2 protein-coding genes are annotated in these 1,042 nt (G+C 43.9%); both read left to right on the top strand.

Annotated elements, in window-relative coordinates:
• On the top strand, positions 1-395 hold a 395-nt coding region (locus tag ACTXGO_RS14510), incomplete at its 5' end, for a hypothetical protein (protein WP_443575016.1).
• Between the two features lie 42 nt (positions 396-437).
• Positions 438-1,042: class Ia ribonucleoside-diphosphate reductase subunit beta (nrdB, locus tag ACTXGO_RS14505; protein WP_443575015.1), on the top strand; the 605-nt coding region annotated here is incomplete at its 3' end.

The raw sequence follows: 1,042 nt of genomic DNA, 5'->3' as shown, positions 1-1,042 counted from the left end.
ATGACTATAATAAAGATGGCACAAAAACGACGGAGGTCACAGACGTGAGCTATACCGCAATCATCAAAGATGGTGGGCTTTTTATCCCAAATGTGTTTGCAGACCTAGACGAGGGTGGCTCTCTTATCGTACAAGTAGAGCTGGATTTGGACGAGGTACGCGAGCAACTTGAGACCAATGACGCACTTAAAGCGGTAAAAACCGTGAAGAAGTCGTCTAAAAGACCTGCAAAAAGAGCAGCATCAAAACAGGCGCAAAACCCTGATGCGCGTGACACTGGTAAGGGTCATATCGGTGAGCTGGCAGGACTCGATGATCGAGAGTTGAGCGAGATTATAAAAGCCTATATGAATGATGAACCAGTATCCTCGCAGATATCTTTAGAGAATTTATAACCCTTAACTATTAACCACCGCATAACCACTAAAGGCAGTCTCATGACGTATTCAATCTTTAATCAAACCCCAAATGACACGATGAAAGAGCCGATGTTTTTTGGTCAGCCCGTTAATATCGCCCGCTATGACCAACAAAAGCATCCGATTTTTGAGCAATTGATTGAAAAGCAGCTGTCGTTTTTTTGGCGTCCTGAGGAGGTTGATGTCTCACGTGACCGTATTGATTATGGCAATCTGTCCTCGCATGAGCAGCATATTTTTATTAGTAATCTAAAGTATCAGACTTTGCTTGACTCTATTCAAGGTCGTAGCCCTAACATTGTACTGCTGCCACTGGTATCTATCCCTGAGCTTGAGACGTGGATTGAGACCTGGTCATTTAGCGAGACCATTCACTCGCGCAGCTATACTCATATCATTCGTAATATCGTTAATGACCCAGGTATCGTGTTCGATGACATTATGCAGAACGAGCATATCTTAGAGCGCGCCTCCGACATCGCTGAGTATTACGATGAGCTGTATCGCAACTCGCAGCTCTATAGTCTGTACGGTGCGGGTACGCATAATATCAATGGCAAAGAGATTACGATTGATTTGCGCTCTTTAAAGAAGCAATTATACTTGTGCATTATGGCAGTCAA

It is taken from the genome of Psychrobacter sp. T6-1 (assembly GCF_052258445.1).
This window is presented reverse-complemented; position numbering and strand designations above follow the sequence as displayed.